Origin of the sequence: Christiangramia marina (assembly GCF_048285865.1) — a bacterium.
Classification (GTDB): domain Bacteria; phylum Bacteroidota; class Bacteroidia; order Flavobacteriales; family Flavobacteriaceae; genus Christiangramia; species Christiangramia marina.
The window spans coordinates 1,349,958-1,371,529 of sequence record NZ_JBLVTK010000001.1; the positions used below are offsets into that span (position 1 = coordinate 1,349,958).

A 21,572-nucleotide genomic window follows, 5' to 3' on the forward strand; every position below is an offset into this window, starting at 1 on the left:
AGGCACCAGTTGCTTTGTTAAGCGGTGGCAAATATAATTTCATTTTTAGGAACTGGCAAAGGAAATTTTAAAAAATTGCTTTTGTATTTTTGAAGTTGAACAAAATCAAGCATGAATTTAGTACTCGATGCCGGGAATACTTCAGTAAAAGCTGCTGTTTATCAAAACGATACACTTCAGAAGAAACTCATATTTCCAAAAGAAATCTTTTTGCAGGAATTAGTAAAAATTTTCAAAGACTATGCGCAAATCACTCATTCGATACTTTCCGAAGTGACAAAAATTGACGAAAAGGTCATATTCGAGCTTGAAAAAGCTACAGACTTTCTTCGCTTAAGACAGGATACACACATACCCTTTCAAAATGAGTATCATACTCCACATACACTAGGTCTGGATAGAATTGCATTGGTGGCTGCGGCCGTAGATCAATTTCCGAAGAAGAATGTGTTAATCATCGATGCCGGAACCTGTATCACATTTGACCTGAAAACAGCTAAGGAAAAGTACCTTGGAGGAGCAATTTCTCCGGGATTGCAGATGAGATTTAAAAGTCTACACAAGTTTACAGCAAATTTACCGTTAGTATCTGCGAAGCCGGATGTTGATCTAATTGGCAAAACGACCGAGAGCAGCATACAATCCGGAATTATTAACGGACTCAAAATGGAATTAAAAGGGGTTATAGAAACCTATGCTTCTGAATTTGAAGATTTAACAGTAATATTTACAGGAGGGGACAGTCAACTTTTGTCTATACCAACTAAAAATAGCATATTTGCCAACTCAAATTTTTTGTTAGAAGGACTTAATTTCATTCTAGAATTTAACAAGACTCAATGATTAAACGATTTATAGTAATCGTAGCTTTATTTACAGGATTTATCGCTGAAGCTCAGGAAAATGTTTCTTCGCCTTATTCATATTACGGTATTGGTTTAACCAATTTTCAGGGAACTGTGGAAAACAGGTCTATGGGAGGTTTAAGTGTATTTATGGATAGTATCCACGTGAATTTGCAGAACCCTGCAAGTTATGGCAGACTAAAGCTTACAGATTTCACTATTGGAGCAAGTCACGATAGAGTAAAACTTGAAACTGACGGAGCATCAGATAATTCAAAGATCTCATCTCTGGATTATTTAGCACTGGCTTTTCCAATTAGCGACAAGATTGGGATTGGACTTGGAGTGATGCCGTATACCTCTGTGGGATACAGGATTCTGGATGTAGAAGATGATGCTTCCAGCTTGCTTACAGGTCGAGGAGGTATGAACAGAGTGTTCTTATCTGCTGGTTATGCTATAAATGAGCATTTAAGTCTGGGTGTTGATGCTGACTATAACTTCGGAAATTTCCAGAATACGCAAAGTATCAATACTGAAGGTTTGCAATATGGAACCAGCGATGTGAACAGATCAGACATCAAAGGTTTTACATTTAACTTTGGAGCCAATTACCAGCGCCCAATTTCAGAAAAGTTGAATCTTCATGTTTCCACTACCTACGCGCCAGAAATGGATCTTGATTCTGAAAATTTCAGAACAATTTCCACTATAGATTTTGCGAGTGGTACGGGTAGAACGATAGATCAGCGAGAATTGGACCTTAGTGAAACCCAATTTACATTTCCTTCCAAATACAGTCTAGGAGCTGGAATTGGTCAAACAAACAAATGGTTTGTTGGAGCTGAGTATTCTAATGTAGGATCAAGCTCTTACCAGGATAGCTTTAGCTTCAGAAATGATGGAGGAGAGTATGAGGATGCGTCCCAATTTAGTCTGGGAGGTTTTTATGTGCCAGATTATAATTCATTCACAAGTTACCTGGAGAGAGTGGTTTATCGTGCTGGATTCAGGTATGATGAGACCGGTCTTATAGTCAATGGCGAATCTATTAATGAGTTTGGCATGTCTTTTGGATTAGGATTACCGATTGGACAATTGTTCTCCAATGCAAATTTCGGAATCGAGCTTGGACAAAGAGGTACAAGAGATGCCGGACTAGTTCAGGAGAAGTTTTTAAGACTGTCTGTAGGACTTTCTTTAAACGACAAATGGTTCACGAAAAGAAAATTTGATTAACCACAATAAACTACAACGATGAAAAAGAATTTCTTAGCACTATTGACAGTTGCCATGGTAGGAACTGGAGCTGTTAGTGCACAGGATTGTACAACTACCGCAGCTTTAGCTTATGATGCTGCTAAAGCAAAAAATTACGAAGCAGCTTATCCTAAACTTATGGAAGTGATGAAAGACTGTCCAAAATATAGTCTTGCAACTTACCAGTACCTAGAAAGAGCTATCGAATCTAAGATCGATAAAGCTGAAGAAGGAGATAAAGGTGAATTAGTTAAGGAATTGATTAAAGTATGGGAAACCAGACTTGAATTATATCCTGAAAAAACGAAAGCTGGAAAAGTATATTCAGATATCGCTCAGTTAAAGTATGATAACAAACTGGGAGATAAAGAAGAGCTTTACATGGCTTACGATAAAGCATGGGAAGAGGATGTAGAGAACTTCACCAGTCCTAAAGCATTATATGCATATTTTGATCTTGTAGTGGATATGCAGGATGCAGGAGATAAAAATCTTCAGGATGTATTCGATCAATACGACCGAGTTTACGCTAAGATCGAGAAAGAAGAGAATGATGCTGCAGAGGCACTGGCTCCACTTCTTAAAAAACAGGAAGATGGTGAAGAGCTAACTTCCAAGGAAGAAAAGAAGATCAAGAATGCAGAGATCAACCTGAAGAACTACAGTATGGTTAGAAATGCATTGAATGGAAAGTTAGGTGCAAGAGCAGATTGTAGTAACCTTATTCCATTGTACAAGAAAGATTTCGAAGAAAAGCAGGGAGATGTAAAGTGGTTGCAAAATGCGAATGCTAGACTTTCTGCTAAAGATTGTACTGAAGATCCATTGTTCATCCAGGTTTCTGAAGCATTACACAAGTTAGAGCCTTCTGCTAAGTCTGCTTACTCTTTAGGTCAGTTAGCTGAATCTGAAGGTAACGCTTCTAAAGCTTTACAATATTACAATCAGGCGGCAGAGCTTGAAACTAACAAGTCTGATCAAGCGAAGATCTACTACAGAATTGCTGGTAACTACAAGGATAAAGGTCAGTATGGGCAGGCTAGAAACTTCTACAACAAAGCGGTAGCTGCAAAACCATCTTTAGGTAGTGCTTACTTACAAATTGCAAACATGTATGCGAAAAGCGCAAACAGTTGTGGTACAGATACGTTCACTAAAAGAGCAGTATACTGGTTAGCAGCAGACTATGCTTCTAGAGCAGCGAGAGTTGATCCATCGATAGCATCTAACGCAAATCAGGCAGCAGCTTCTTATAAAGGTCTAGCTCCACAGAAGTCTGATATCTTCCAGTCTAAATACAAGCCTGGACAATCAATCACTTTTGGATGTTGGATTGGTGCATCGGTGAAAGTGCCGAATCTATAAGATGAAGCTAACATATAGCAATATAATTTCAGGCATTGTCACGCTCTTAGGCGTGACAATGCTTTTTTCATGTGAAGGTAATCTTCGCGAGGTACGTGCATTTAGCCTGGAAGAAGATGCGCCGCAGGCTACAGCCGAGGGTATCAATTTAAAGTTCACAGATTCAGGTAGACTGGTTGCGACTTTAAAAAGTCCGCGTATGCTGGATTTCACTAATAAAAGCTTTCCTTACCGCGAATTTCCTGATGGGGTGGAAGTAGAGTTCTTTGATGAGAAGGACGAAAAAAATACCGTGGTGGCAGATTACGGGATCGTTTATGAGGATACCAAACTTATCGATCTTCAGGGAAATGTGGTCATAATCACTGCCGATAGTACTAAGCTGGAAGCAAGTCAGCTATTCTGGGATCAGGACAGGAGCTGGGTTTTCACAGACAAACCAAATAAGATAAGATTCCCTGATGGTTCATATACTGAAGATCTCGGTTTTGATTCTAATCAGGATTTCAGTAATTTTCTTTCTAGAACCAATACGGGAATTCAAATCGTAGAAGAAGAAAAAGAAGATGAGTAAGTTTTTCAAATATTTTGAATATGCATATTTGCTGTTCGCTGCATTCTTTCTTTTTGAAGCAGTGCGAATTTGGAATGATCAGCGTCAAAGGGCTTATGTTTTCCTGTTTTTTGTGGCAATTGCAATATTCATGTTCTTCTTCAAACGGCGATTTAGGCGTCGCTACGAAGAGCGTAATAAATAGCCTGAATGGAGGTTGAAATACTAATCATAGTTTGCTCTTTAATACTTTCTGCGTTTTTCTCAGGAATGGAAATCGCTTATGTTTCCTCTAATAAAATCTTCATAGAGATAGAAAAGCGTCAGAATGATTTTCTGGCGACGGTTTTAAAACGTCTTACCAAGAAACCTTCTAAATTCATAGCAACCATGCTTGTTGGAAACAATATAGCTTTGGTGGTTTATGGTTTCTTTATGGGTGACCTTTTAATGTACTGGCTTGGTGGACTTGATCCACAAAACAGCATCATTAATTATATCGTAGTAGATCTTAGTCTGCTTACTCAAACTGTAATATCTACACTGGTAATTTTGCTTACTGCGGAATTCCTTCCGAAGGTATTTTTCCAGATCTATGCGAACAGCATGTTGAAATTATTTGCAGTACCTGCTTATATTTTCTACCTGCTATTTAGTTTCGTGTCCTCATTTGTTATCTGGATCTCAGATATTATTCTGAAGAGATTTTTCAAAACCGATGGAGATGAAGTTCAATTAGCCTTCAGTAAAGTAGAATTAGGCAACTTCATTAGCGAGCAGATGGAAACAGTTGAAGAGCATGAAGATGTAGATAGTGAAATACAGATCTTTCAGAATGCCCTTTCCTTTTCAGATATTAAGGCCAGGGAAGTTATGATCCCAAGAACCGAGATCATAGCAGTAGATCAAAATCAGGCTCCGAGTGATCTTGTGCAAACCTTTACTGAAACCGGACTCTCGAAATTGCTTGTTTATAATGATACCATTGATGATATCATTGGATATGTACATTCCTTCGAATTGTTCAAAAGACCTCGTTCTATAAAGTCCATATTACTTCCGGTGATCTTTGTACCCGAAACCATGTGGATCAAGGACGTTCTGAATATTCTTATCAAAAAGAGAAAGAGTATCGCGGTGGTTATCGATGAATATGGTGGAACCAGTGGGATGATGACCGTGGAGGATATCGTAGAAGAGCTTTTTGGGGAGATTGAAGATGAGCATGATTCAGCAGTCCTGATTGAAGAGAAACTGGGTGACGATCATTACAAATTTTCAGCGAGGCTGGAAGTGGATTATTTAAATGAGAATTACAGAACCGAAATTCCAGAAGGTGAAAATTACGAGACCTTAAGCGGATTTATAGTAAATCATACCGAAGAAATTCCGCAGCAGGGAGAGGTTATTAAGATCGAGGATTTCGAGATCAAAATCCTGGAAACTTCCAACACCAAAATCGAATTGGTTGAGCTGAAAATCAATCCGGAAGACTAAATATCGAAAGTTAAGAATTTGCTAATTTTAAATTTTATTATTAGCCTAAAAACCTTATTTTCGCCCCCTATATTTTGACAAATTTTATATTCAAATGGCAGTATTAAACAAAATCAGACAGCGGTCTGTTTTCTTGATTATTATCATTGCATTGGCTCTTTTCTCTTTTGTATTAGCCGATGTGATTAGAAATGGAGGCTTTAGTGGCCAGGATTCTCAAAATGTTATCGCTACCGTGAATGGGAATGAAGTAGATAGAGAGGAATTCGCCCGTGAAGTTGAGGCTTTCGAAAGAAATATGGGTAATAATATTAGTACTACTCAGGCTGTAAACCGTATCTGGGATCAGAAATTACGCCAGGTAATTCTTGAAGAAGAAGTTGAAAAGCTTGGACTAAGAGCTGGAGAAGATCAGGTGACGGAACTTGTGCGTACTCAAATGGCTGGAAATCCTAACTTCTCTAACGAAGCTGGAATGTTTGATGAAAACAGGTTGAGAGAATATGTTGCTAATTTGAAAGAAACTTCCCCGGAAGCTTATGCTCAATGGCAGCAGTTTACTTCCAATCTTGCACAAACTGCCAAGATGAATGCTTATTACAATATGGTAAGTGCTGGTGTTGGAGCTACTTTACTGGAAGGCGAGCAGGCATACAAGATGCAGAACGATAATATTAATATGAAATTCGTTCAGATCCCATATTCTTCAATTCCAGATAGCGAAGTTGAAGTTTCTAAATCTGATATCAAGAAATATATCGAGAATCATGCTTCTAAGTTCGAATCTGATGCTTCCAGAAGCATGCAGTATGTGATTTTTGAAGAAGCTGCTTCTAAAGGTGATGAATCTGAAGCTAAAGAGGCATTATCTAAACTAAGAAGTCAGAGAGTTGAATATAATGCTGCGGTTGGTGCTAATGACACACTTCCTGGATTCGACAATACAGATAATTATGCAGATTTTATAGCCAACAATTCAGACCTTCCTTACCAGAACATCTTTAGATTCAGAAATGATCTAAAAGGTGAAAATGCTGAGCAGATCTTCAATCTTAACGAAGGAGAGTCTTTTGGTCCTTATAAAGAAAATGGATTCTGGAAACTTAGTAAAGTTGTTGAGACTAAGAATATTCCAGATTCAGTAAAAGCAAGTCATATTCTTATTAGCTACACTGGATCTCAATTGGGAGCTGCTGGTAATAGAACTAAAGCCGAAGCTGAAGCGTTAGCTGATAGTCTTGCTGGAGTTGTAAGATCAGATTCAGATAAATTCGCGGCCCTTGCTTCTGAATTTTCTGCTGATACATCAAATAAAGAGCAGGCTGGAGATCTTGGATATTTTGTTCCTGGAATGATGATCCCAGCATTTGAAAACTATGTGTTTGATAATAAAACCGGAGATGTAGGTGTTGTTGAGACACCACTTGGATACCACGTGATCTCTATAGATGATCAAACTGAAGCTGCTAAAGCAGTAAAAGTTGCTACGATCGCAAGAGAGATCCAGGCTTCAGAAAAAACAATGAACGAACAGTTCAACGAAGTAACTAAGTTTGAGATCGCTGCTGCTGAAGGTGACTTTAGCAAGGTGGCAAAAGAAAGTAACTACGAAGTGCGTACAGTAAAAGATGTAAAAGCACTTGATGAGAATATTCCTGGTGCAGGTGCTCAAAGAAGAGTGATCCAGTGGGCATTCGAAGATGACGCTAAAGTTGGTGACGTAAGAAGATTTGATACTAACAATGGATACGTAGTAGCGCAACTAACAGCTAAGCAGGATAAAGGCTTAATGAGTGTTGAAGAAGCTTCAGCTGAAGTTACTCCAATCCTGGTAAAGCAAAAGAAAGCGGAACTTATTAAGGAAAGACTTAAAGGAAACTCTCTACAGGAAATCGCCGGTAATCAAGGTGTAAGTGTTCAAACTGCAGATGCGGTGAACCTTAACAATCCTACATTAGCAGGTGCAGGTGAAGAACCGGAAGTGGTGGGAACTGTTTTCTCTCTTGAAAATGGAGAGATGAGCGAACCTATCGCTGGAGAAAAAGGTGTTTATATTGCTGAACTTGTAAGTAAGTTCGAAGCTCCAAAAATGGAATCTTATAAAGCTTTTGCTAATCAGGAAAGTGCTTCCCGAAGAGCTCAGGCAACTACAAGAGTATTTGAAGCTTTAAAGGAAAAAGCAGATATTCAGGATAACAGAGCTAAGTTCTACTAAGACCTAGCGATTGTACTTATAAAAAAAATCCTCATCGTTTGATGAGGATTTTTTTTATTTAATCATTTCAGAATAGCTAAGAATATCATGATAGCCTTTATTTCTGAAGTAATCCTTTGAAGCTTCATTCCCGGTGGCAAGCACGAAATCACCTCCCCAGCCGCCAAGACTTTTTATGAGTCCGTTATAATCTGGAAATAATTGATCCTGGATTCTGAGACTGTTTATCGCTTTAGATATAAGAATCTCGTGAGCTTTCAGAAGCATTTTAAACTCCATCAAATGCTCACACTGCAATATTTGTTCAGTTATACCAGAGACCTTTTCTATAAGCTGTGATCTGTTCGTATGGCTTTGTTTACGATAATGTGCAATGGCTTCGCGACTGTTCTGCTTGCGATTAAGGTAAACGAAGAATAGTTCTTCCTTAAATGGAGGATCAAAATCCACTGTAAAAACTGAAGCTTCGCGGTTGTTGAGTTGAAAGCTGATAGGATGGTCGTGACTTGCTGCAGCAATATCGTAACCACTGCCACCAAAAGTTTCAGCTAGAAGTTGATAGGCATCGATTTCAAGCCAGTTCGCGATATTATTAATAAGCGTGGAGGAAGTTCCAAGTCCCCATTTTCTATTGAAATCCTGATAAGTATTTATAGTAAATCCAGACTTGAATTTCTCTGGTTTTAAAGAATAGCAATATTTCAGGATTTGCTGTAAACGCCTGGCGATCTCCTGTTGTTCAGGACTTTCCAGAGAGGATGCCTCGGTTAAGAACTCACCTTCATTGATCTGAAAATCGGCTTTGAACCAGGTTTTATTATTTTCATCAAAACTTTCCCAGGAAATGACTGTAGATTCATTTGCTTCAACCTCTAACGACTGACCCTTCTTTGTAGGTAAGGCTAAAGATTTTGCGCCATCCAAAATAGCATATTCTCCGGTTAGCAATAATTTGCCGTTGCTGTGATACTTCTGCATTAGCCTCTTATTCTCTCAAGTTGTTCGATCACTCCGCTATGTGTAATAGTGTTTTTGGTGAAATAAGTGATCATTTGTTGTTTTTCGTCCTCGGTAGCCTTTTGCTGGTTAAGGATATTCATAAGGTGCATTTTCATGTGTCCTTGCTGAATTCCGGTAGTAGTCAGTGATTTTACGGCAGCAAAATTCTGGGCTAATCCGGCAACGGCTGTAATTTTCATTAGCTCTTCCGCAGAAGGATCCTGCAACATATTTAGGGCAAGTTTCACCAATGGATGCAGTGAAGTTAGGCCACCTACGGTTCCTAAGGCAAGTGGTATTTCCATCCAGAAATGGAAAATCCCGTTTTCGACCTTAGCGTGAGTCAGGCTTGTGTATTTTCCATTTCTGGAAGCATGGGCATGAATTCCGGCTTCAACAGCACGAAAATCATTTCCTGTAGCCAGTACAACTGCATCGATACCGTTCATAATTCCTTTGTTATGGGTAACTGCTCTATACGGCTCGATTTCAGCAATTCTAATAGCTTGAATAAATTTTTCAGCGAAATCCTTACCCTGTATCTCAGGATTGTCTGATAATTGATCTACCGGACAGGAAACTTCTGCTCTAACAATACATTCAGGAACATAATTCGAAAGAATGCTCATTACAATTTCCAGCTGCTTTTCTTCTTCTGAAAAATAATCGGTTGCTCTGGCCTGGTTGCGCAGCACTTCTGCAAATTTCTCCAGGCAGGAATTAATGAAATTCGCACCCATGGAATCACGCGTATCGAATTTTACGAATAGCTGGTAGTAATTTTGAAGGTCTGAAGTTTTATCTATTAAATCAAGATCCAGAATACCACCGCCACGTTTTTCCATATTCCTGGTAATTGGAGCTACTGCGTCATTCAATTTTTGACGATTTTCTTCGAAAAACCGATGCAGATTTTCCTTCCTGCCCTTGAACATAAAGTGAACCTGTCCAATTTTGGTCATATTCAGAACTTCAGCTTTAAAGCCTCCGCGTTCACCCCAGAATTTAGCCGCTTTGCTCGCGGCAGCAACTACCGAGCTTTCTTCGATGGCCATTGGTATGGCGTATAGCCGGTCATTGATCTTAAAATTTGGCGCAATCCCAAATGGGAGATAATAGTTCGAGATCGTATTCTCTATAAATTCGTCGTGTAGCTTTTGAAGACTTTCATCTGTATTCCAGTAGTTCTGAAGAATAGTTACAGCTTCAGGAGTATTTGAAAGATAGTTTTCAGCTAGCCAGTCTATTTTTTGTTGCTTACTGAGCTTGGAAAATCCGTTAACGGGTTTGATCATCTTAGTAGTTTTCAGGAGCACAAAGATACGAAGCTATATTAAGACCTGCACAAGGCGGTTTTTGATCTTTACGAAGGCTGGTCTCTTTAACACTTACTTAGTAATTTACAAGAATCGATAGTCATTTTTTGGTTAAATTTTAGTAAACTTGGCCTGCATTAAATATTCTACAAATTTTATGAAATTCCCCTATACTTTTGTTGCCTTTCTAATCATGGCGACTTCAGTGCTATCTGCACAAAAAAAGGAAGTTAGTCTTGAAGAGATCTGGAGTGGCAGCTTCCGTCAGGAAAGACTTCAGTCCCTGCAATCTTTGAATAATGGCGAAGAATATGTGGTGATGAACCGTAATCCAGAAGCCGGTTCGGTAAGCATCGATATTTACAGTTACAAAACTGGTAAAAAAACCCGTACACTTCTCGACAGTAAAGATCTTAGCGAGATCGAAAGTTTTCAAAGTTTCAAATTCAGCGACGACGAGAATAAAATTTTACTTTCTACTGAAATTGAGCCTATTTACAGGCGTTCTTCCAGAGAAGTTGTTCATATCTACGATGTAGCTTCTAAAAAACTCACAAAAGTTAGCGATGACAAAATTCAGGAAGCTTCTTTTTCTCCAGATAATTCAAAGCTTGCCTATGTTTTCGAAAACAACATTTATATTCTGGACCTTAAGTCTATGGAACGCACGCAGGTGACCATGGATGGGGAAATCAATAGTATCATTAACGGGATTACAGACTGGGTTTATGAAGAGGAATTTTCTTTTGTAAAAGCTTTTGCATGGAACCCAACCGGTGAAAAGATCGCTTTCTTAAGGTTTGATGAATCGGCAGTTCCTGAATTCTCTATGGATCTCTTCGGAAAAGACCTTTACCCAACACAACAGGTTTTTAAATATCCAAAGGCGGGTGAGTCTAATTCAGAAGTTAGTCTGCATATGTACGATGTAGAAGCGAACTCTTCCGAAGAAATAAAACTGGGAGATTATGCAGACTTCTATATCCCGCGAATTAAATGGTCTTCAAAAGATATGCTACTTAGCGTTCAGGTTTTGAACAGGCACCAGAATAATCTTGACCTTATTTTTGTTAATGCTGAAAATAATGAAGCCAGTGTTGTCTTGAACGAAACCGACAAGGCTTATGTTGATATTACAGATAATCTAACGTTTCTTGAAGACAATAGTTTTATCTGGACCAGCGAAAAAGATGGCTGGAATCATATTTACCACTATGCTGAAGATGGGAAGCTTATCAACCAGATTACTTCAGGGCAATGGGAAGTGACCAAATATTATGGCTATGATAAAAAAGCTAAACGCATCTATTTTCAAAGCACTGAAAATGGAAGTGTGAATCGTGATGTATATTCTATTAAACCGAATGGTAAATCTAAAACCAGACTTACAGCGAAAGACGGTACGAACTCTGCCGATTTCAGTGCAGATTATACCTACTTCATCAACACATTTACGAATGTAAATACTCCGCCAGTTTATACCTTGCACAAAGCAAAGGATGGTAAGCAGGTGCGAGAGATCCTTAATAACAACGAGCTTCTAAAAAATAATGAAGCTTATCAATTTTCTCCAAAAGAACTTTCCAGTATAGAAGTAAACGGCAACGAACTGAATATGTGGACGATCAAACCGGCGAACTTTGATGAAAACAAGAAGTATCCGGTATTGATGTTCCAGTATTCAGGTCCCGGATCACAGTCGGTTTCCAATACGTATTTTGGAAGTAATGATTACTGGTATCAATTACTGGCGAACAAGGGTTATATGATCGTTTGTATTGATGGTAGAGGAACCGGATTTAAAGGAGCCGACTTCAAAAAAGTGACTTACCAGGAACTTGGAAAATTTGAAGTAGAAGATCAAATCGCAGCAGCTAAACAATTAGCTGAAAAAAGTTATGTGGATGCAGATCGTATTGGAATCTGGGGTTGGTCTTATGGCGGCTTCATGTCTACCAATGCAATACTGAAAGGAAACGATGTATTTTCTATGGCGATTGCTGTGGCTCCGGTTACAAGCTGGAGATTTTACGATACTGTTTATACGGAAAGATATATGCGTACCCCGCAGGAAAATGCATCTGGCTATGATGAGAATTCCCCGCTAAGTCATGCAGACAAGCTCGAAGGTGATTACCTGCTTATTCACGGTGGCGGAGATGATAATGTACATGTGCAAAACACGATGCGAATGGTAGAAGAACTGGTGCAGGCAAATAAACAATTTGACTGGGCCATCTACCCGGATAGAAATCATGGAATTTACGGGGGAAACACCAGGCTTCATCTTTACCAGATGATGACAGACTTTATACTCGAAAAACTTTAATCTAATACTCTCATATTAATGGCAACTCAAGACGTACGCGCTAATCAAAAAGAATTATTTGGCCACCCGGTTGGTCTCTATATTTTATTTTTCACTGAAATGTGGGAGCGTTTTTCCTATTATGGAATGCGTGCAATTCTGGTACTTTATCTTGTAAGTGCTACTACAGGAGGAAATGCAGGTTTAGGCTGGACAGGTGGAGAGGCGATCGCGCTTTATGGCTGGTATACCATGCTGGTATACGTGGCGTCCATTCCTGGAGGTATCATTGCAGATAAATTATTAGGGCAGAAGAAGACCGTACTGGTTGGTGGTATTGTGCTGGTAGTAGGACACGGTATTCTCGCCGTGGAAGAAATGTGGGCTTTTTATTCAGGCCTGGCTTTGATCATCGCCGGAGTTGGAATGCTAAAACCGAATATTTCTACCATGGTTGGTGGACTTTATAAGGAAGGCGATATTAGAAGAGATAAAGGTTTTACCATATTTTATATCGGGATCAATCTTGGGGCTTTTCTTTCCAGTTTGATCGTAGGATATGTGGGTGAAGAAATAGGATGGCACTGGGGATTTGGTCTTGCGGGAATCGCAATGGCTTTAGGTCTTCTGGTTTATCTATGGGGACAGAAATACCTTGTAAATGTTGGTAACCTTCTTTCAAAAGCAGAACGTAGTGAAGGAGCTTCTCTTGGTAACATGTTCAGTAAATTGCTAAAATCACCACTACAGCTGGGTATCACAGCCGTATTGATGGCAGGATCTGTATATTATTTGATCTTTGAATCCCTACCTTATGGTTTACTTTATATCTTTCTTACCCTGGTAACAGCCTTAATGCTTATGGTTTATAAAGACCTTACTACCCAAATAATGAAAGACCGTTACGTTGTAATGATCTTATCCTTTCTTTTGGTAGTTGTATTCTGGGGTGCTTTCGAGCAGGCCGGTGGATTAATGAATATTTATGCATTGGATAAAACTGATAGATCGATCCCATTCGATTTACCTTTGATTGGTAGCGAAGTTCCAGCGACCTGGTTCCAGTCATTAAACGCCATGTTCATTATCATATTTGGAGTGGTCATCGCAAACTTCTGGGCTAAGAGAAAACTTAAGAATAAAGAGGCTTCGTCTATTTTTAAAATGGCGACCGGTGTGATCATTATGGGTCTTGGATTCATCTTTATGGCGATGGCTGCAAAAAGCTATACTCCTTACGATGAAAAGGCTGCAATGTACTGGTTGGTTCTGGCTTATTTACTGCATACTATAGGGGAGCTTTGTTCTTCACCAGTAGCCCTTTCGTTCATTACTAAACTTGCTCCGGTCAAATATGCTTCATTGATGATGGGTGTTTATTTTGCAGCGACAGGTCTGGGGAACAAAGTTGCCGGTGTGATTGGAGAATTTTCCCAGGGAGAGCCAATGGTAGTGAATCTTAATGCTACCGGTTCACAGATGACCCAGAATCTTCAGATCAATGATTCAGTTGTAGACAAACAACAGGATTTTAGACTGGCAGGAAATGTTTATGAAGAAAACGGGGAATTGAAACTTACCACGCTGGAAGGGAATGAGCCAATCCTTGATTTCATTCAGTTTAAGGATAGTGAAAGAAGTAACGAAGTAGTTGAAACCTTACAGGAGGAAAATGTTACTGCTGAAGATCCCTATCATGTATTGATAGATTTCAAACAGGGTGATGAGAAAAAAGGATGGAGTGGAAACTTCATAGTGGAAGAAATTCAAACTGATATGGAATACAAGACCTTCTGGGGAATTACCATATTTACGGCAATTTTCGGTTTACTTGTAATTCTATTGTTAAAGCCTTTAAAGAGACTTACTCATGGAGTTGAGGATAATGAATCTGAATTACCACAACAGGAGAATTTTGAACTTGGTGATACGCAGTCTTAATATCATTTAAATATGACAGCCAACGGAGAAGTTAATGTAGAAAATGACTTTTTTAAAAGTAAAGTTTTAGGCCATCCTGCAGGACTTTTTGTCCTCTTCTTTACCGAAATGTGGGAACGCTTTTCGTTCTACGGAATGCGGGTGCTTTTGGTGAATTTCCTAACGATGGCTATCGTAGGAGTAGATAACCCAGGTTGGGGATGGACTGCAGAAAATGCAGGAGCTCTCTTCGGAACTTATGCAGGACTGCTATATTTAACTCCAATTCTGGGCGGACTCATCGCAGATAAATTTACTGGCTACCGATGGGCAGTGATCATAGGTGCTGCGATAATGACTCTGGGTCATGCTTCCATGGCGCTGGAAACCGAAACTTCCCTTTATCTTGGACTTGGTTTACTGGTTATTGGAACTGGTTTCTTTAAACCGAATATCACCTCCATCATTTCTGAAATGTATGAAGGCAAAACTGATAAAAAAGATGGTGCATACACTATCTTTTATATGGGTGTAAATGCCGGAGCATTTTTTGGAATGATGCTTTGCGGATATCTAGCTGAAAAAATTGGCTGGAGCTGGGGATTTGGCCTTGCCGGAATCTTCATGCTTCTAGGAACTTTACAATTCTGGCTGGCTAAACCTTTATTTGGAAAAATAGGAGGAGTGCCAGACAAAGAGTTGGAAGCAAAGCACCTAAGGGAGGAAGAGAGTAAAGGCGTTAGTCATAAGCCTAATCCTTTTACATTACTCGATAAAATTCTTGTATTCGCATCTGCCACCATTGGATTGCTCTATCTCATTAACGATCCGGTATCCAGGATCGGTGATCTGAACTTACTCCCAGTTGTGATGCCTTTTGATCTTGGAGGTGAGCCATTTTCAGGACCAATTGGAATGGCATTGATCGGTCTCGCATTATTTCTGGTGCTGGTTATTTCCAGAATCTCTCGCTATGCGCCTATAGTTAGAGACAGATTAATCGCAGTGATCATTTTTGCTGTGTTTACAGTGTTTTTCTTCCTGGCATTTGAACAGGGAGCTTCATCACTTATCATTTTTGCAAGAGATAATGTGGACAGGGTACTTACTGGAAATTCAGCGATGATCTTTAATGTCATGAATGCACTGCTTACGGTAGTTCCGCTGGCAATCATTACCTGGGTACTTTATCTTTTATGGAAACAGACTTTTTCAAAAATACCTGGTTCAAATATAATCCTGGGAATATGCTTTGCGGGGATCTGGGCTCTGGTGATCTGGATGTTGGTGCGTGAATTTTCAGCAGCAACGACCGAGATCACTGTGTCATGGTTTAGCATTTTGAACTCCTTCTTTATTATAGTATTTGCCTCTTTCTTCTCGAAATGGTGGGAGAGTAAATACAATCCCTCTGCTGCTTACAAATACTGCTTTGGGCTTGTGCTTCTTGGACTCGGATTTGGACTACTGGCTCTCGGGTCAAGCGGACTAGCAGAAGGAGCAAAAGTGAGCATGATCTGGCTTATTCTGGCCTACCTGTTACATACCCTTGGTGAATTATGTTTATCGCCACTTGGATTATCTTATGTAAGTAAACTGGTGCCAGCAAGAATGATCGCCTTTATGTTTGGAATGTGGTACCTGGCGATAGCCATTGGAAACAAACTTGCCGGTTCACTTGGAGGTATGATCGAATCTGTTACAGAACAGTATGACCTTTCTACCTTTTTCCTCATATTCACCATAGTTCCTATCGCCGGTGGATTGTTGGTAGCTTTGCTAAATCCATTGCTGAAGAGATTAATGCACGGAATCAAATAATGAAAGCTTTATCAAAGCGTTTCTATTAGCTTAGGAACGCTTTTTGCTTTTAGCTAAATTCATTAATTTTAGCTTATGAAAAAACTAATATTCTTTCTAACATTTATATCGGCTATTTCGGCGGTACAGGCGCAGGAGATTAACTGGATGAGCATGAACGAAGCTTTGGAAGCTCAAAAGAAGGAGCCAAGAAAGATTTTTGTCGATGCCTACACTACCTGGTGTGGTCCATGTAAACTTCTGGATAAAAATACTTTTGGTAATGAGGATGTAGCCAGCTATATCAACAAGCACTATTATGCCGTAAAGTTTAATGCTGAAGGCAATGAGGTGGTAAAATACAACGACAAGGTATTCAAGAATCCAAATTACCAGGCAGACAAAAAAGGAAGAAATTCTGTACATGAATTTGCTCTGGCAATGGGAGTAAATGCTTACCCAACGATGGTTTTCTTCGATGAAAAAGGCAAGTTTCTTTCTCCTCTTAAAGGGTATCTTACTCCTCAAAAACTGGAGATCTTTTTGAAGGTTTTTGCTTCCAATGATTACAAAAATGTAACTACAGAGGAAGACTGGAAAGCTTACCAGGAGAACTTCGAAAGTAAATTCTCTGGTTAGAAATAGATTACCTCATCATATAGGCTCCCTTTTCAGCAGTGGCATGGAAAGGGATTTTTTTATTACTGGCAGTCGCTTTCCATTTCTTGATCAAATATGGATAATTACTTCCATCGGCTATGATTTGTTTCGGTTGAGAATTCATCAGTAACCTATCAAAATTCACCTTTGGAGAATTCCGAAGTAAAAGAATATCAGGATGGATTTCCAGTTCTGGCAGATTGATACTATCGCTTTGTATATAAAGCAGACCTTCCGGAGTCATATAAAAATCCTCTAAACTGGTTTTTTCCAGCTCTTCTATTTTCCTTTCCCGTATATAATCAATTAGTTCGGCTGCTTCGGAAGTGCTTGTAGCCACTATTAAATTCTTGTTTTCCTTAAAAGTGATCATACTTTCCTTGTAGCGATGCATAACCACAATTTCAGCTGAAGGATTCGAAAACTTATTAGCAATAAAACTAAGCTGAAGTATAATAATCCCTATGGCAAAGGCGATCAGGTTTCTATAGTTTAATTTCTGCAAGATCATCATGATCCCAATTAATAGTAAATAGAGGGCGATCGTTTGGAACATATTCAAATCAATATTTGAAAAAACGAATGGTTTGAAAGAAGCAATTTCGGTTACTACCCAATTCATGATAGACAGCAGTTTGTTGAAAAGCCACACCAACAAATCTGGTAACCAGCCTACATATGCCAGTATCAATACGAGAATTCCTGAGAAAAGCACAACGCCCAGAAAAGGTAAAATAAATAGGTTGGTGAGCAGAAACAGTCCGGGAAACTGATGGAAATAATAGATGCTAAGCGGCAGAACACCTAGTTGTGCAGCAATACTAACCGAACTTAGTTTCCAGAAATAATCGAGGAACTTATGATCGATACTTATTAGTCCATAAAGTTTCGGTTGGATCAGTAAAATACTGAATACCGCGAGATAACTTAGCTGAAAGCCAACCTGCAGAACGTAATAAGGGTCGATAAGTAACAGGAAAAAGAATGATAAGGCAAGGCTGTTAAAAGCTCCTGTTTTCCTCTTCAGATTAAGACCAATTGCAAGGAAGCTAAACATGGTTACTGCTCTTACAACAGATGGTTGGAGTCCTGTGAACACCGCAAAACCCCATAGCAGTACGATGCATAGCAATAAACTTAACCATTTACCCACCTTATATTTTTTTAGAGGTTTTAAAAGCCAGTTAAGCATGATTAGAAGGATACCAATATGAAGTCCGCTAATTGCGAGAATATGCACGGCACCCGCAGCAGCGTAATCCTTGTAAAGTTTGTCATTCAGGTCGCTGCGCTGACCAAGAATTAATGCTTGAAAAACCGCAAGTTCATTTTGCGAAAAATTATATTCTCGAACACTCTCGATCAGATCGGTTCGAAATGACCTGGAATAACTGTGTAAACTATAATTAAAAGAAAGTACCTCTACTTCTGAAGGAGTTAATTGCAATTGGCGGTGTATCTTCAATCCCTCCAGGTATTCCCGGTAACTAAACTTGAACGGGTTGGCTGGTGGTTTAATAAGCTCCGGAGTAAAAGGTAGCAACAGGATATCACCAGGCTTTAAATTCATACCCTCATTTAAATTACTCCTGATGCTGAGAAGGATTTTTCCGGAAAGTTGTTGAAATTCTTCTTTGTTCTGAAGGGATCTGGCTTCAATAAAATACCTGGAATTATACTGGTTCGGTTTCAACTCTTCGGAAACTTCAGCTTTAAGAATTTGCCCTGCTTCGATATCAAAATTGGTATAATGTGAACTTATATTTTCCGGTTGCCTAAGCTGAACAGCGGTAAATCCAACACTTGCGACTAATAGAAAAGTGACTATTCCGAAGATGATATCTGGAAAGATTAATCTCGAGCTTCTGTAATACGCAATCAAAAAGAATAGGAGACAACTTGTAGTTATCACTAAGCTTAAACGCAAATTTACAGTAAAAGAGAAGCCTAGCAGTATGCCTGCTAACAGATAAAGGCTAAGCCTGATAAACACGAATCCGGAACTTTTCAAGCCATAGAATTAATCGCCTGAAAGTAAGTAATTTTTTAAATCACGCGACGTGCCATCACAAAATTATCTTTCCAGTAAGTTTCTGATAATGAAGAGATAATAACGCCCCTGGAAGTAGATGAATGGATGAAGTAAATGTTGTCTCGGTCGGCTTGCACAACCAAACCAACATGATTTATGACCTTTTTGTTCTTATTTGTTTCAAAAAACAACAGGTCTCCCGTACTAACTTCCTTTAAATACAATCTCTTTCCTTGCAGAGACATCGCCCGGGAAGTTCTGGGGAGTGATAAGCCTTCTTCCAGAAAGCTCACATAGACCAGCCCTGAACAGTCCATACCTTTTTTGGTTGTGCCACCAAACTTGTACCTGGTGCCTTCAAAACCTCTGGCGTGTCTTACGATCTTCTCAGCCACTCTAACATTAGCTTCCGGCTCAACAGCATCCTCCAGTCTTTCCAGTTTCTTTTCGCTTCTTGAAACCTTGGATTGTGCTTCTTTAGTGGTGATCACCCTTGATCTGCTTCCGCAGGAGCTAAGGGTAGCGATCAACATAGTGGCAATTATTAACTTTAGAAGTATCGCTGTCTTCATAAATTATATATTTTTCATGATGAGTTTCGCTGTATTTTTACTGGCACCAGCACCACCAAGCTTCAATTCAAGTTCATGGTACTCACTAAAAATCTCTTCACGTTTATCCTCCTGTAGTATCTTGGTAAGTTCTTTTTTCAAATTTTCAGTATTGAGCTCACTTTGAATTAATTCCTTCACTACCTCGCGATCCATGATCAAATTGACTAATGAGATATAATCCAGGTTAATGATACGTTTGGCTATGTGATAAGAGATATAACTCCCTTTGTAGCATACTACTTCAGGCACCTTGAAGAGTGCGGTTTCCAGGGTTGCAGTTCCAGAAGTCACTAACGCTGCATGCGCAAGACTTAGCACATCGTAAGTTTTATTCATGATAAGACTTACATTCTTTCTGCTGGTAAATTCCTGGTAAAATTCACTATCCTGGCTGGGTGCTCCAGCAATCACGAATTGATAATCTTTAAAATGATCTGTAACACTAAGCATGATACTCAGCATTTTTTCAATTTCCTGTTTTCGGCTTCCGGGTAATAGCGCAATTATAGGCTTATTACCTAAATTGTGTTCTTTTCTAAATTCTTCAGCTTGAGGAGGTTGCCTGTCCTGTATGGCATCCAACAGTGGGTGACCTACAAATTCTACCGGGAAGTTGTGTTTCTCCTCATAAAATTGTTTCTCAAAAGGCAGAATCACGTACATATGATCAACGTCTCTTTTGATCTTTTTGATTCGGTTTTCTTTCCAGGCCCAGATTTGTGGAGATATATAATAGTGGTTCTGGTACCCTTGTTTCTTAGCCCATTCAGCAATACGCATGTTAAATCCCGGGTAATCGATATAAATGATCACATCAGGGTTATAACTTTTAATGTCCTCTTTACATAATTTGATATTACTGAAGATGGTACGCAGGTTCATAATAACTTCAGCAAAACCCATAAAGGCCAGTTCGCGATAATGTTTTACCATTTTTCCACCCTGAGCCTGCATGAGATCGCCACCCCAAAATCTGAAATCTGCATCAGGATCCTCTTCCTTCAGAGCTTTCATTAAATTGGAGGCGTGCAGGTCTCCGGAAGCTTCGCCGGCTATTATATAATACTTCATAACACGAATTTGTAAATCGCTACAGCGACTGCTACAGTAATAGTTGCTAACAGTACTCCACGTGCATGGTAATTCTGCTTCTTCCGAAGAAAAATATAAAATGGAAGGAAGTTGAGAATAGCACCTAAAGCGACGACCTTTCCAAGGTAGTCGTTTGCAACAGCATCGGCTAACGTGGCATCGATCCCGGCATTAGAGAATAATCCTGTATATACCAGGACACCGGCGATGTTCGCAGCCAGCCCGGTGATAAAGCCTGTTAGAATATTCTGTTTAATCATTAAATTCCCAGTTATTCAGTTCTTTTAGAAAATGGTGTGCAGTAAGATCGAACTGTACAGGAACTATGGAAACATACCCATCTGCCAGCGCCTGCTCATCTGTATCCTTACCAACGTCTTTATTTACAAAGGTTCCTGTAAGCCAGTAATAATCGCGACCCTGCGGACTCCTTCTTTTATCGAACTCCTCTTCCCAATGGGCATTGGCCTGTCTGCATACCTTCAAGCCTTTTATGTCACCAGCATCAAGCTTGGGAATGTTCACGTTGAGAACAACTCCTTCAGGAAGACCATTTTTGAGTGTATTTCTAACGATCGCTTTTACATATTTTCTGGCAGGCTCAAAGTCGGCGTTCAGCGAGTAGTCCAGAAGTGAAAAGCCAATGGCCGGTATTCCTTCAATTCCAGCTTCTACCGCAGCACTCATCGTGCCGGAGTAAATAACATTGATAGAGCTGTTGGAGCCATGATTAATACCGCTTACGCAAAGATCTGGCTTGCGGTCAAGGATCTCCTGGGTAGCGATTTTCACACAGTCTGCCGGAGTTCCCGAGCAGCTGTATTCTTTATGTTTATAAGATTCCTTGATAGTGACCTGTTCGCAAAATAAGGTATCGCTAATTGTAATGGCGTGACCCATTCCACTTTGAGGGCTATCTGGAGCGACCACCACCACGTCACCAATTTCCTTCATTACTTCGATAAGAGTTCGAATTCCGGGAGCGGTGATTCCATCGTCATTAGTAACCAGAATTAGTGGTTTCTTCTTGTTCATGCAGTTTTATTTGGTTTAGCTAAAATAAGAATTTAAATAAGGAAACGTTATATTAGTGGTT

General features: G+C 39.5%; 17 protein-coding genes. 10 read left to right on the forward strand and 7 right to left on the reverse strand.

The annotated features are described in order from the left end of the window. The first annotated feature begins 111 nt into the window (after positions 1–111). The 6 genes from ACNKXS_RS06265 to ACNKXS_RS06290 all read left to right on the forward strand — a co-directional run bounded on the left by ACNKXS_RS06265 (position 112) and on the right by ACNKXS_RS06290 (position 7,735). Entirely contained in the window at positions 112–843 is a 732-nt protein-coding gene (locus ACNKXS_RS06265; protein WP_417920087.1) for a type III pantothenate kinase, read from the forward strand. Then, the gene (locus tag ACNKXS_RS06270; protein ID WP_417920088.1) at positions 840–2,084 is read left to right on the forward strand and encodes a BamG family beta-barrel-assembly machinery protein; all 1,245 of its coding nucleotides are present in this window, start codon (positions 840–842) and stop codon (positions 2,082–2,084) included. The genes ACNKXS_RS06265 and ACNKXS_RS06270 overlap by 4 nt, the downstream gene beginning before the upstream one ends. Positions 2,085–2,102: 18 nt before the next feature. Next, positions 2,103–3,470 (forward strand): hypothetical protein, encoded by a 1,368-nt coding sequence (locus ACNKXS_RS06275; RefSeq protein WP_417920089.1) that lies wholly within the window; start codon positions 2,103–2,105, stop codon positions 3,468–3,470. Between the two features lies 1 nt (position 3,471). Then, complete coding sequence (lptC, locus tag ACNKXS_RS06280) at positions 3,472–4,044, forward strand: LPS export ABC transporter periplasmic protein LptC (protein ID WP_417920090.1); 573 nt, start codon at positions 3,472–3,474, stop codon at positions 4,042–4,044. Positions 4,045–4,233: 189 nt separating this feature from the next. After that, positions 4,234–5,520, forward strand: a complete 1,287-nt coding sequence (locus tag ACNKXS_RS06285; RefSeq protein ID WP_417920091.1) for a hemolysin family protein — start codon at positions 4,234–4,236, stop codon at positions 5,518–5,520. Positions 5,521–5,614: 94 nt separating this feature from the next. Beyond that, on the forward strand, positions 5,615–7,735 hold the full coding sequence (locus ACNKXS_RS06290) for a peptidylprolyl isomerase (protein WP_417920092.1): 2,121 nt from the start codon (positions 5,615–5,617) through the stop codon (positions 7,733–7,735). A 54-nt stretch (positions 7,736–7,789) separates the two neighbouring features. Here the strand turns inward: ACNKXS_RS06290 and ACNKXS_RS06295 are convergent, their stop codons facing one another. Together ACNKXS_RS06295 and ACNKXS_RS06300 are read right to left on the reverse strand one after the other, a co-directional pair. Beyond that, a complete protein-coding gene (locus ACNKXS_RS06295) occupies positions 7,790–8,713 on the reverse strand; it encodes a GYDIA family GHMP kinase (protein ID WP_417920093.1) in 924 nt (307 codons plus the stop codon). Then, the gene (locus ACNKXS_RS06300; protein WP_417920094.1) at positions 8,713–10,029 is read right to left on the reverse strand and encodes a hydroxymethylglutaryl-CoA reductase, degradative; all 1,317 of its coding nucleotides are present in this window, start codon (positions 10,027–10,029) and stop codon (positions 8,713–8,715) included. Before ACNKXS_RS06300 ends, ACNKXS_RS06295 begins: the two co-directional genes overlap by 1 nt. Positions 10,030–10,207: 178 nt before the next feature. On the opposite strand from ACNKXS_RS06300, the gene ACNKXS_RS06305 reads away from it, so the two are divergent. The 4 genes from ACNKXS_RS06305 to ACNKXS_RS06320 all read left to right on the forward strand — a co-directional run bounded on the left by ACNKXS_RS06305 (position 10,208) and on the right by ACNKXS_RS06320 (position 16,717). Then, positions 10,208–12,379: a S9 family peptidase gene (locus tag ACNKXS_RS06305; RefSeq protein ID WP_417920095.1), complete on the forward strand. Its 2,172-nt coding sequence runs from the start codon at positions 10,208–10,210 to the stop codon at positions 12,377–12,379. Positions 12,380–12,397: 18 nt separating this feature from the next. Then, positions 12,398–14,299: a peptide MFS transporter gene (locus ACNKXS_RS06310; protein WP_417920096.1), complete on the forward strand. Its 1,902-nt coding sequence runs from the start codon at positions 12,398–12,400 to the stop codon at positions 14,297–14,299. Positions 14,300–14,311: 12 nt separating this feature from the next. Then, a complete protein-coding gene (locus ACNKXS_RS06315) occupies positions 14,312–16,099 on the forward strand; it encodes a peptide MFS transporter (RefSeq protein WP_298246683.1) in 1,788 nt (595 codons plus the stop codon). Between the two features lie 75 nt (positions 16,100–16,174). Then, positions 16,175–16,717 carry a thioredoxin family protein gene (locus ACNKXS_RS06320; protein ID WP_417920097.1) on the forward strand — a complete coding sequence of 181 codons (543 nt, stop codon included), beginning with the start codon at positions 16,175–16,177 and terminating at the stop codon, positions 16,715–16,717. Between the two features lie 7 nt (positions 16,718–16,724). Here the strand turns inward: ACNKXS_RS06320 and ACNKXS_RS06325 are convergent, their stop codons facing one another. Genes ACNKXS_RS06325 through surE form a run of 5 tightly spaced genes read right to left on the reverse strand, consistent with a single transcriptional unit; the run spans position 16,725 to position 21,511 of the window. Beyond that, complete coding sequence (locus tag ACNKXS_RS06325) at positions 16,725–18,731, reverse strand: ComEC/Rec2 family competence protein (protein ID WP_417920150.1); 2,007 nt, start codon at positions 18,729–18,731, stop codon at positions 16,725–16,727. Between the two features lie 53 nt (positions 18,732–18,784). After that, complete coding sequence (locus ACNKXS_RS06330; protein WP_417920098.1) at positions 18,785–19,342, reverse strand: C40 family peptidase; 558 nt, start codon at positions 19,340–19,342, stop codon at positions 18,785–18,787. Positions 19,343–19,345: 3 nt separating this feature from the next. Beyond that, positions 19,346–20,455 carry a lipid-A-disaccharide synthase gene (lpxB, locus tag ACNKXS_RS06335; protein WP_417920099.1) on the reverse strand — a complete coding sequence of 370 codons (1,110 nt, stop codon included), beginning with the start codon at positions 20,453–20,455 and terminating at the stop codon, positions 19,346–19,348. Next, a complete protein-coding gene (locus ACNKXS_RS06340) occupies positions 20,452–20,736 on the reverse strand; it encodes a hypothetical protein (protein WP_298526519.1) in 285 nt (94 codons plus the stop codon). The genes lpxB and ACNKXS_RS06340 overlap by 4 nt, the downstream gene beginning before the upstream one ends. Then, positions 20,729–21,511, reverse strand: coding sequence for a 5'/3'-nucleotidase SurE (surE, locus tag ACNKXS_RS06345; RefSeq protein WP_417920100.1), 783 nt, complete (start codon positions 21,509–21,511; stop codon positions 20,729–20,731). The genes ACNKXS_RS06340 and surE overlap by 8 nt, the downstream gene beginning before the upstream one ends. Between the last annotated feature and the right edge of the window lie 61 nt (positions 21,512–21,572).

What these genes read in the sequence shown, in the direction of transcription:
- ACNKXS_RS06265 (WP_417920087.1), top strand. Translation starts at nt 112, where the DNA reads ATGAATTTAGTACTCGATGCCGGGAATACTTCAGTAAAAGCTGCTGTT.
- ACNKXS_RS06270 (WP_417920088.1), top strand. Translation starts at nt 840, where the DNA reads ATGATTAAACGATTTATAGTAATCGTAGCTTTATTTACAGGATTTATC.
- ACNKXS_RS06275 (WP_417920089.1), top strand. Translation starts at nt 2,103, where the DNA reads ATGAAAAAGAATTTCTTAGCACTATTGACAGTTGCCATGGTAGGAACT.
- lptC (WP_417920090.1), top strand. Translation starts at nt 3,472, where the DNA reads ATGAAGCTAACATATAGCAATATAATTTCAGGCATTGTCACGCTCTTA.
- ACNKXS_RS06285 (WP_417920091.1), top strand. Translation starts at nt 4,234, where the DNA reads ATGGAGGTTGAAATACTAATCATAGTTTGCTCTTTAATACTTTCTGCG.
- ACNKXS_RS06290 (WP_417920092.1), top strand. Translation starts at nt 5,615, where the DNA reads ATGGCAGTATTAAACAAAATCAGACAGCGGTCTGTTTTCTTGATTATT.
- ACNKXS_RS06295 (WP_417920093.1), bottom strand. Translation starts at nt 8,713, where the DNA reads ATGCAGAAGTATCACAGCAACGGCAAATTATTGCTAACCGGAGAATAT.
- ACNKXS_RS06300 (WP_417920094.1), bottom strand. Translation starts at nt 10,029, where the DNA reads ATGATCAAACCCGTTAACGGATTTTCCAAGCTCAGTAAGCAACAAAAA.
- ACNKXS_RS06305 (WP_417920095.1), top strand. Translation starts at nt 10,208, where the DNA reads ATGAAATTCCCCTATACTTTTGTTGCCTTTCTAATCATGGCGACTTCA.
- ACNKXS_RS06310 (WP_417920096.1), top strand. Translation starts at nt 12,398, where the DNA reads ATGGCAACTCAAGACGTACGCGCTAATCAAAAAGAATTATTTGGCCAC.
- ACNKXS_RS06315 (WP_298246683.1), top strand. Translation starts at nt 14,312, where the DNA reads ATGACAGCCAACGGAGAAGTTAATGTAGAAAATGACTTTTTTAAAAGT.
- ACNKXS_RS06320 (WP_417920097.1), top strand. Translation starts at nt 16,175, where the DNA reads ATGAAAAAACTAATATTCTTTCTAACATTTATATCGGCTATTTCGGCG.
- ACNKXS_RS06330 (WP_417920098.1), bottom strand. Translation starts at nt 19,342, where the DNA reads ATGAAGACAGCGATACTTCTAAAGTTAATAATTGCCACTATGTTGATC.
- lpxB (WP_417920099.1), bottom strand. Translation starts at nt 20,455, where the DNA reads ATGAAGTATTATATAATAGCCGGCGAAGCTTCCGGAGACCTGCACGCC.
- ACNKXS_RS06340 (WP_298526519.1), bottom strand. Translation starts at nt 20,736, where the DNA reads ATGATTAAACAGAATATTCTAACAGGCTTTATCACCGGGCTGGCTGCG.
- surE (WP_417920100.1), bottom strand. Translation starts at nt 21,511, where the DNA reads ATGAACAAGAAGAAACCACTAATTCTGGTTACTAATGACGATGGAATC.